Source organism: Pseudomonas sp. NPDC089996, assembly GCF_044748405.1.
Classification (GTDB): domain Bacteria; phylum Pseudomonadota; class Gammaproteobacteria; order Pseudomonadales; family Pseudomonadaceae; genus Aquipseudomonas.
In genome coordinates, this window is the sequence record NZ_JBIVGA010000010.1 from 227,945 (window position 1) to 236,103 (window position 8,159).

At 65.8% G+C, this 8,159-nt stretch carries 6 protein-coding genes and 1 pseudogene; all 7 read left to right on the forward strand.

Features of this window, described 5'->3' with window-relative positions; all coding sequences use genetic code 11:
• The gene (gene paaC, locus ACIPW4_RS19090) at positions 1–759 is read left to right on the forward strand and encodes a 1,2-phenylacetyl-CoA epoxidase subunit PaaC (protein WP_400660576.1); all 759 of its coding nucleotides are present in this window, start codon (positions 1–3) and stop codon (positions 757–759) included.
• A complete protein-coding gene (gene paaD / locus ACIPW4_RS19095) occupies positions 746–1,279 on the forward strand; it encodes a 1,2-phenylacetyl-CoA epoxidase subunit PaaD (RefSeq protein ID WP_400660579.1) in 534 nt (177 codons plus the stop codon). Before paaC ends, paaD begins: the two co-directional genes overlap by 14 nt.
• 15 nt (positions 1,280–1,294) lie before the next feature.
• Positions 1,295–2,371, forward strand: coding sequence for a 1,2-phenylacetyl-CoA epoxidase subunit PaaE (gene paaE, locus ACIPW4_RS19100; RefSeq protein ID WP_400660581.1), 1,077 nt, complete (start codon positions 1,295–1,297; stop codon positions 2,369–2,371).
• 199 nt (positions 2,372–2,570) lie between these two features.
• The gene (locus tag ACIPW4_RS19105) at positions 2,571–2,879 is read left to right on the forward strand and encodes a DUF485 domain-containing protein (protein WP_400660583.1); all 309 of its coding nucleotides are present in this window, start codon (positions 2,571–2,573) and stop codon (positions 2,877–2,879) included.
• Positions 2,870–4,438 (forward strand): annotated as a pseudogene (locus tag ACIPW4_RS19110) (cation acetate symporter); the annotation flags it as partial. The gene ACIPW4_RS19105 and the pseudogene ACIPW4_RS19110, both read left to right, overlap by 10 nt.
• A gap of 27 nt (positions 4,439–4,465) precedes the next feature.
• Positions 4,466–5,698: an OprD family porin gene (locus ACIPW4_RS19115; RefSeq protein ID WP_400660585.1), complete on the forward strand. Its 1,233-nt coding sequence runs from the start codon at positions 4,466–4,468 to the stop codon at positions 5,696–5,698.
• 24 nt (positions 5,699–5,722) lie between these two features.
• The gene (gene paaZ / locus ACIPW4_RS19120; RefSeq protein WP_400660586.1) at positions 5,723–7,771 is read left to right on the forward strand and encodes a phenylacetic acid degradation bifunctional protein PaaZ; all 2,049 of its coding nucleotides are present in this window, start codon (positions 5,723–5,725) and stop codon (positions 7,769–7,771) included.
• The last annotated feature ends 388 nt before the right edge of the window (positions 7,772–8,159 follow it).

Below are 8,159 nucleotides of genomic sequence, written 5' to 3' on the forward strand. Positions count from 1 at the left end.
ATGCACAAGCACGATCTGATCCCGTATTTGCTGCTGCTGGGCGACAGCGCCCTGGTCCAGGGCCAGCGCCTGTGCGAATGGTGCGGGCACGCGCCGGCCATTGAAGAAGAGCTGGCACTGATGAACGTCGGCCTCGACCTGGTCGGCCAGGCGCGCAACTGGCTGGAATACGCCGCCGAATTGCTCGACGACGGCCGCGATGCCGATGACCTGGCCTTCCGCCGCGACGAACGCGCGTTCCGCAACCTGCTGCTGGTCGAGCAGCCCAACGGTGACTTCGCCGTGACCATGACCAAACAGTTCCTGTACGACGCCTGGCACCATGCCGTGCTGCAAGGGCTGGCCGAGTCGCGTGACGAGCGCATTGCCGGTATTGCAGCCAAGGCTCTGAAGGAAGTGACTTACCACCTGCGCCGCTCCAGCGAATGGGTGCAGCGCCTGGGTGGTGGCACCGAAGAAAGCCGCCGGCGCATGCTCGACGCGATCCCTGCCGTGTGGCGCTTCACCGTCGAGCTCAGCGGCGGCAGCGACAACGAAGTGCAACTGGCCCAGGCCGGGCTCGCCGCCGACCCTGCTGCAGTCGGCACGGCCTGGCTGAAGCAGGTCAGTACCCTCTTCGACTCGGTCGAACTGCCGCTGCCAAAGGCCGCCAGCCACTTCTACCTGAGCGGCCGCCAGGGCCTGCACACCGAACACCTGGGCCTGCTGCTGGCCGAGATGCAGTTCCTGCCAAGGGCCTACCCCGATGCAACCTGGTGAGCTGATTGCCGGCGACCGCGGCGCGCGTGCGCCGCGCGGCGACGACCTGGCGCGGGCCTGGGAGGTGCTGGGCCAGGTCATGGACCCGGAAGTACCCGTGGTCAGCGTGGTCGACCTGGGGATCGTGCGCGACCTGGGCTGGCGTGCCGGCCACCTGCACCTTGTCGTCACGCCGACCTACTCCGGCTGCCCGGCCACCGAGGTGATCGAAGGTGATATTCGCCAGGCGCTGGAACAGGCCGGTTTTCCCGAGCCGGACCTGGAGCGCAGGCTGACCCCGGCCTGGAGCACCGACTGGATCAGCGAACTGGGCCGCGACCGCCTGCGTGCCTACGGCATCGCCCCGCCGCAGGGCAGTGCCAGCAAGCGCAGCCTGCTCGGCGAAGCGCCAGAGGTGTGCTGCCCGCAATGCGGGAGCCGCCACACCGAATTGCTCAGCCAGTTCGGCTCCACGGCCTGCAAGGCGCTGTACCGCTGCCGCGAGTGCCTGGAGCCGTTCGACTATTTCAAATGCATTTGAGCCGTGGAGACCACCATGAGCCAGTTTCACAGCCTGACCATCAAACAAGTGCGCAACGAGACCCGTGACGCCGTGTCGATCGCCTTCGACGTACCGGCGCACCTGCAAGCGGCCTTCCGCTTTACCCAGGGCCAGTACCTGGTGATGCGCACCCGGCTGGACGACGAAGAAGTCCGCCGCTCCTACTCCATCTGCAGCGCCGTGCAGGACGGCGAGCTGCGCGTGGCCGTCAAGCGCGTGCCAGGGGGACGCTTCTCGGCCTTCGCCAACGAAGTGCTCAAGGCCGGCCAGCAGCTGGACGTGATGCCGCCATCGGGCAGCTTCTTCGTGCCGCTGGACCCGGCGCGCCAGGGCAACTACCTGGGCGTGGCCGCCGGCAGCGGCATCACGCCGATCCTGTCGATCATCGCCACCACCCTGGCCAGCGAACCGCACAGCCGCTTCACACTGCTGTATGGCAACCGTTCCAGCTCCGGGGCGCTGTTCCGCGACAGGCTCGAGGATCTGAAGAACCGTTACCTGGACCGCCTCAACCTGATTTTCGTGTTCAGCCGCGAGCAGCAGGATGTCGACCTGTACAACGGCCGCATCGACGCCGACAAGTGCGGCCAGCTGTTCTCGCGCTGGATGAACGTCTCCAGCCTCGACGCCGCGTTCATCTGCGGCCCGCAGGCGATGACCGAAACCGTACGCGACAGCCTGCAGGCCAACGGCATGGCCAAAGAGCGTATCCACTTCGAACTGTTTGCCGCCGCTGGCAACGAGGCCCGCCGTGAGGCCCGCGAGGCTGCACGCCAGGTGGATGCGGCGCTGAGCCACATCACTGTGATCAGCGACGGTCGCGCATTGAGCTTCGACCTGCCGCGCAACACCCAGAACGTGCTGGATGCCGGCAACGCCATCGGCGCCGAGCTGCCCTACTCGTGCAAGGCCGGCGTGTGCTCGACCTGCAAGTGCCGGGTGATCGAGGGCGAGGTCGAGATGGACAGCAACCATGCCCTGGAAGATTACGAAGTGGCGGCCGGCTATGTGCTGTCGTGCCAGACCTACCCGGTGAGCGACAAGGTGGTGCTCGACTTCGACCAGCTCTGACTGTGGGATCGGCTTTTTGTGGGAGCGGCCTTGCGTCGCGAAAGGGCTGCGCAGCAGCCCCGGCGATTTGTGTTCAGAGGCAAGATCCCGGGGCCGCGCTGCGCCCCTTTCGCGACACAAGGCCGCTCCCACAAAGGCAGTACCGCGCCACCCGCGTGACCTCAAGAAAACAATTACAAGACAAAAGAGATCGCTTGCCATGACCCCGGAACACATCGAAAGCATCAGCAACCACCCGGATTTCCGGCACCTGGTGCGGCGCAAGCGCCGCCTCAACGGCAGCCTGACCCTGGCCATGCTGGTGATCTACTACGGCTTCGTCCTGCTGGTGGCGTTCTCGCCCAGCACCCTCGGCCAGTCCCTGAGCGGCGGCGTGACCACCGTCGGCATGCTGGTTGGCGTGCTGATGGTGCTGCTGTCGTTCGCCCTCACCGGCATCTACGTGCACCGCGCCAACAACGTGCTCGACCCGCTCAACGACAAGGTCCGCCAGGAGTGCGCGCAATGAACTGGACTGCCATTTCGATGTTCATGGTGTTCGTCTGCTTCACCTTGCTGGTGACCCGCTGGGCTGCCATGCGTACCCGTTCGGCCAGCGATTTCTATACCGCCGGCGGCGGCCTGACCGGCATGCAGAACGGCCTGGCGATCGCCGGCGACATGATCAGTGCCGCGTCGTTCCTCGGTATCTCGGCCATGATGTTCATGAATGGCTACGACGGCCTGCTGTACGCCCTGGGTGTGCTGGCCGGCTGGCCGATCATCCTGTTCCTGATCGCCGAGCGCTTGCGCAACCTGGGCAAATACACCTTCGCCGACGTGGTCTCGTACCGCCTGGCGCAGACCCCGGTGCGCCTGACTTCGGCGTTCGGCACCCTGGTGGTGGCGCTGATGTACCTGGTGGCGCAGATGGTCGGCGCCGGCAAGCTGATCGAGCTGCTGTTCGGCATCAGCTACCTGTATGCGGTGATGCTGGTCGGCGTGCTGATGGTCGCCTACGTCACCTTCGGCGGCATGCTGGCCACCACCTGGGTGCAGATCATCAAGGCGGTGATGCTGCTGTCCGGCACCAGCTTCATGGCTTTCATGGTGCTGAAGCACTTTGGCTTCAGCACCGAAGCGATGTTCGCCAGCGCCGTGGCGGTGCATGCCAAGGGCCAGGCGATCATGGCCCCGGGTGGCTTGCTGTCGAACCCGGTGGATGCGATATCGCTGGGCCTGGGCATGATGTTCGGTACCGCCGGCCTGCCGCATATCCTGATGCGTTTCTTCACCGTCAGCGACGCCAAGGAAGCGCGCAAGAGCGTGTTCTACGCCACCGGCTTCATCGGCTACTTCTACCTGCTGCTGATCGTCATCGGCTTCGGCGCCATTGTCATGGTCGGCACCGAGCCTGCGTACCGTGACGCTGCGGGCGCGATCATCGGTGGCGGCAACATGGTCGCCGTGCACCTGGCCCAGGCCGTGGGTGGCAACCTGTTCCTCGGTTTCATCTCGGCCGTGGCCTTCGCCACCATCCTTGCCGTGGTAGCCGGCCTGGCTCTGTCCGGTGCATCTGCGGTATCCCACGACCTGTATGCCTGTGTGGTGCGCAAGGGCCAGGCCACCGAGCAAGAGGAAATGCGTGTGTCGCGGATCGCCACCTTGGTGATTGGCCTGCTCGCGGTGGTGCTGGGCCTGGTGTTCGAATCGCAGAACATCGCCTTCCTGTCCGGCCTGGTGCTCGCCGTGGCGGCCTCGGTCAACTTCCCGGTGTTGCTGCTTTCGATGTTCTGGAAGGGCCTGACCACCCGCGGCGCGGTGTGCGGCAGCATGGCCGGCCTGGTTTCGGCAGTAGTGCTGGTGGTGCTCGGCCCTGCGGTGTGGGTCAACGTGCTGCACAACCCGACCGCCCTGTTCCCGTACAGCAACCCGGCATTGTTCTCGATGAGCCTGGCGTTCCTCGCCGCCTGGGCGTTCTCGGTCAGCGACAGTTCGGAGCGAGCCAGGCAGGAACGTGGTCGCTACCTGGCGCAGTTCATCCGCTCCATGACCGGTATCGGCGCCGCCGGCGCCAGCAAGCACTGATCCATGACACTGTCGGGTATAACAACAATGAACCGCACGCACCTGAAATCGGCCGCCTGGTTGGCCACCCTCGCCCTGCCGTTACCGGCCCTGGCGGACTTCATCGACGACAGCCATGCACGGCTGGAACTGCGCAACCACTACATCAACCGCGATTTCCGGCAGAGCAACGCGCCCCAGGCCAAGGCCGAGGAATGGGCCCAGGGTTTTACCGCGAAAGTGGAATCGGGGTTCACCGAGGGGATGGTCGGGTTTGGCCTCGATGCCATGGGTCAGCTGGGCGTCAAGCTCGACTCCAGCGCTAATCGGCGCAACACGGGCCTGCTGCCGTTCGGCCCGAACAGCCATGAGCCGGTCGAGGACTACAGCGAGCTGGGCCTGACCGGCAAGGTTCGCGTGTCCAAAAGCACCCTGCGCCTGGGTACCTTGCAACCGATCCTGCCGGTGGTGGTGTACAACGACACCCGCCTGCTGGCCTCGACCTTTCAGGGCGGCCAGCTGACCAGCCAGGACATCGACGGCCTGACCTTCAACGCCGGGCGCCTGAGCAAGGTCAACCTGCGCGATTCGTCCGGCCGCGACGACATGGGCTATGGCGCCGCGACCAGCGACCACCTTGATTTCGGCGGTGGCAGCTACGCGCTTTCCCCGCAGACCAGCCTCAGCTACTACTACGCCAAGCTGCAGGACATCTACCGTCAGCAGTTCGTCGGCCTGGTCGACACCCGCCCGTTGGGCGAAGGCCTGACTCTGCGCAGCGACCTGCGTTACTTCGACAGCCGCGAGGACGGCGCCGAGCGCGCCGGCACTATCGACAACCGCAACTTCAACGCCATGTTCACCCTTGGCGTACGGGCCCACAAGTTCACCGCCACCTGGCAACAGATGTCCGGTGACAGTGCATTCCCGTTCGTCAACGGCGGCGACCCGTTCACCGTCAACCTGGTGACCTACAACACCTTCACCCGCGCCGGGCTGGACTCATGGCAGCTGCGCTACGACTACGACTTTGTCGCCATGGGCATCCCCGGCCTGAGTTTCATGACCCGCTACACCGACGGCCGCCACGCCGAAACCGCCACCGTCAGCAATGGCCGCGAGCGCGAACGCGACACCGACCTTACCTACGTCATCCAGAGCGGCCCGTTCAAGGACGTCAGCCTGCGTTGGCGCAACGTCACCTTCCGTTCCGGCAACGGCCTGACCAACGCCGTGGACGAAAACCGCCTGATCATCGGCTACACCCTGGCGCTGTGGTAACAGCGCGCACAAGAGGAAAACACTATGTCTGACGCCCCAACCCTGCAGAGCTTCATCGCCGGCCGCTGGATCGGCCAGCACGGCGCCCAGGCCCTGCGCAGCGCCCTGGACGGCCACGTCCTGGCCTACAGCCACGAAGAGCGCCCGGATTTCGCCGAAGCCGTGGATTTTGCCCGCGCCCAAGGCCTGGCCGCGCTGATGGCCATGGACTTCCAGCAGCGCGCCCAGCGCCTCAAGGCACTGGCCCTGTACCTGGCTGAGCGCAAGGAGCAGCTCTACGCACTGTCGCACCACAGCGGTGCCACCCGCGCCGACAGCTGGATCGACATCGAGGGCGGCAATGCCACGCTGTTCAGCTACGCCGGCATCGGCAGCCGCGAGCTGCCGTCGGGCAACCTGATGCACGAAGGGCCGGCGATCCCGCTGGGCAAGCAAGGCCACTTCGCCGGTAGCCATATCCTGGTTCCGCGCGCCGGTGTGGCCGTGCACATCAACGCCTTCAACTTCCCGATCTGGGGCATGCTCGAGAAGTTCGCGCCGACCTTCCTGGCCGGCATGCCGTGCATCGTCAAGCCGGCGACCTCGACCAGCTACCTGACCGAGGCCGTGGTACGGCTGATGAACGACTCTGGGCTGCTGCCAGCGGGCAGCCTGCAACTGGTGATCGGCAGCACCGGCGACCTGCTCGACCGCCTGCAGGGCCAGGACGTGGTGACCTTCACAGGCTCTGCCGACACCGCCGCAAAACTGCGTGTCACGCCCAACCTGATCCGCAACTCGGTACCCTTCACCGCCGAGGCCGACTCGCTCAACTGCGCCATCCTCGGCCCGGACGTGAGCCCGGACAGCGAAGAATTCGAGCTGTACATCAAGGAAGTGGCACGGGAGATGACCACCAAGGCCGGGCAGAAGTGCACCGCCATCCGCCGTGCCATCGTCCCGGCCAGGCACATCGATGCGGTGGCCACCCGCCTGCGCGAGCGCCTGAGCAAGGTGGTAGTCGGTGACCCGTCGGTGGAAGGCGTGCGCATGGGGGCCCTGGCCTCCCACGACCAGCAGCGCGACGTCGGCGAGCGCGTGCGCAGCCTGCTGCAGAGCTGTGACCAGCTGTTCGGCGCCAGCGATGGCTTCGCCCCGCGGGGTGAAGGCGTGGCCGAGGGCGCCTTCTTCGCCCCGACCTTGCTGCTGGCCCGCGACCCGCATGCCGAGGGCGGCGCCCATGACATCGAGGCCTTCGGCCCGGTCAGCACGCTGATGGCCTACCACGACCTGGATGAAGCCCTGGCCCTGGCCGCTCGCGGCAAAGGCAGCCTGGTGGCGAGCCTGGTCACCGCCGACCGCGCCGTGGCCGCCAAGGCCATCCCGGTTGCCGCCGCCTGGCACGGGCGCCTGCTGGTGCTCGACAGTGAAGCGGCCAAGGAATCCACCGGCCACGGCTCACCGCTGCCGCAACTCAAGCACGGCGGCCCGGGCCGCGCCGGGGGTGGCGAGGAACTGGGTGGCCTGCGGGCAGTCAAGCACTACTTGCAGCGCGCCGCGGTGCAGGGTTCGCCCAGCATGCTGACGGCCGTCACCGGCGAGTACGTGCGCGGCGGGGAAGTGATCGAGACAGAGGTGCACCCATTCCGCCGTTACTTCGACGACCTGCGTATCGGCGAATCGCTGCTGACCCACCGCCGCACCGTGACCGAAGCCGACCTGGTCAACTTCGGGTGCCTGTCGGGTGACCATTTCTACATGCACTTCGACGAGATCGCGGCCAAGGAATCGCAGTTCGGCAAGCGCATCGCCCATGGCTACTTCGTGCTCTCAGCGGCGGCCGGGTTGTTCGTCTCGCCAGGTGCCGGGCCGGTGCTGGCCAACTATGGGCTGGATACCTTGCGCTTTATCAACCCGGTCGGGATTGGCGACACGATCCAGGCGCGGCTGACCTGCAAGCGCAAGATCGACCAGGGCAAGACCAGCCCGCTCGGGCAGCCACAAGGTGTGGTGGCGTGGGATGTGGAGGTGACCAACCAGCTCGGTGAGCTGGTGGCCAGCTATGACATTCTGACCCTGGTGCTGAAGAAGTAATAAATGGTTGGCTGTGCCGGCCTCTTCGCGGCTGAAGCCGCTCCCACAGGGTAAGCGCGGGCCTGTAGGAGCGGCCTTGTGTCGCGAAAGGGCTGCGAAGCGGCCCCAGGTTTTCAGCTTCGCCGCAATGATTGCCGGGGCCGCTTTGCGGCCCTTTCGCGACGCAAGGCCGCTCCTACAACAATTGTGGCAATGCCGAAGGCACATAGCCACCTCGTACATCCCTCGCGCTTCATCAACCCGGTCGGGATTGGCGAATCGACCAGGGCAAGACCGGCCCGCTCGGACAACCGCAAGGTGTGGTGGCGTGGGATGTGGAGGTGACCAACCAGCTCGGTGAGCTGGTGGCCAGCTATGACATTCTGACCCTGGTGCTGAAGAAGTAATA

Excerpts from the sequence above, each read along its gene's own strand:
- ACIPW4_RS19115 (WP_400660585.1), top strand. The coding sequence starts at position 4,466 with ATGAACCGCACGCACCTGAAATCGGCCGCCTGGTTGGCCACCCTCGCC.
- paaC (WP_400660576.1), top strand. The coding sequence starts at position 1 with ATGCACAAGCACGATCTGATCCCGTATTTGCTGCTGCTGGGCGACAGC.
- paaE (WP_400660581.1), top strand. The coding sequence starts at position 1,295 with ATGAGCCAGTTTCACAGCCTGACCATCAAACAAGTGCGCAACGAGACC.
- ACIPW4_RS19105 (WP_400660583.1), top strand. The coding sequence starts at position 2,571 with ATGACCCCGGAACACATCGAAAGCATCAGCAACCACCCGGATTTCCGG.
- paaD (WP_400660579.1), top strand. The coding sequence starts at position 746 with ATGCAACCTGGTGAGCTGATTGCCGGCGACCGCGGCGCGCGTGCGCCG.
- paaZ (WP_400660586.1), top strand. The coding sequence starts at position 5,723 with ATGTCTGACGCCCCAACCCTGCAGAGCTTCATCGCCGGCCGCTGGATC.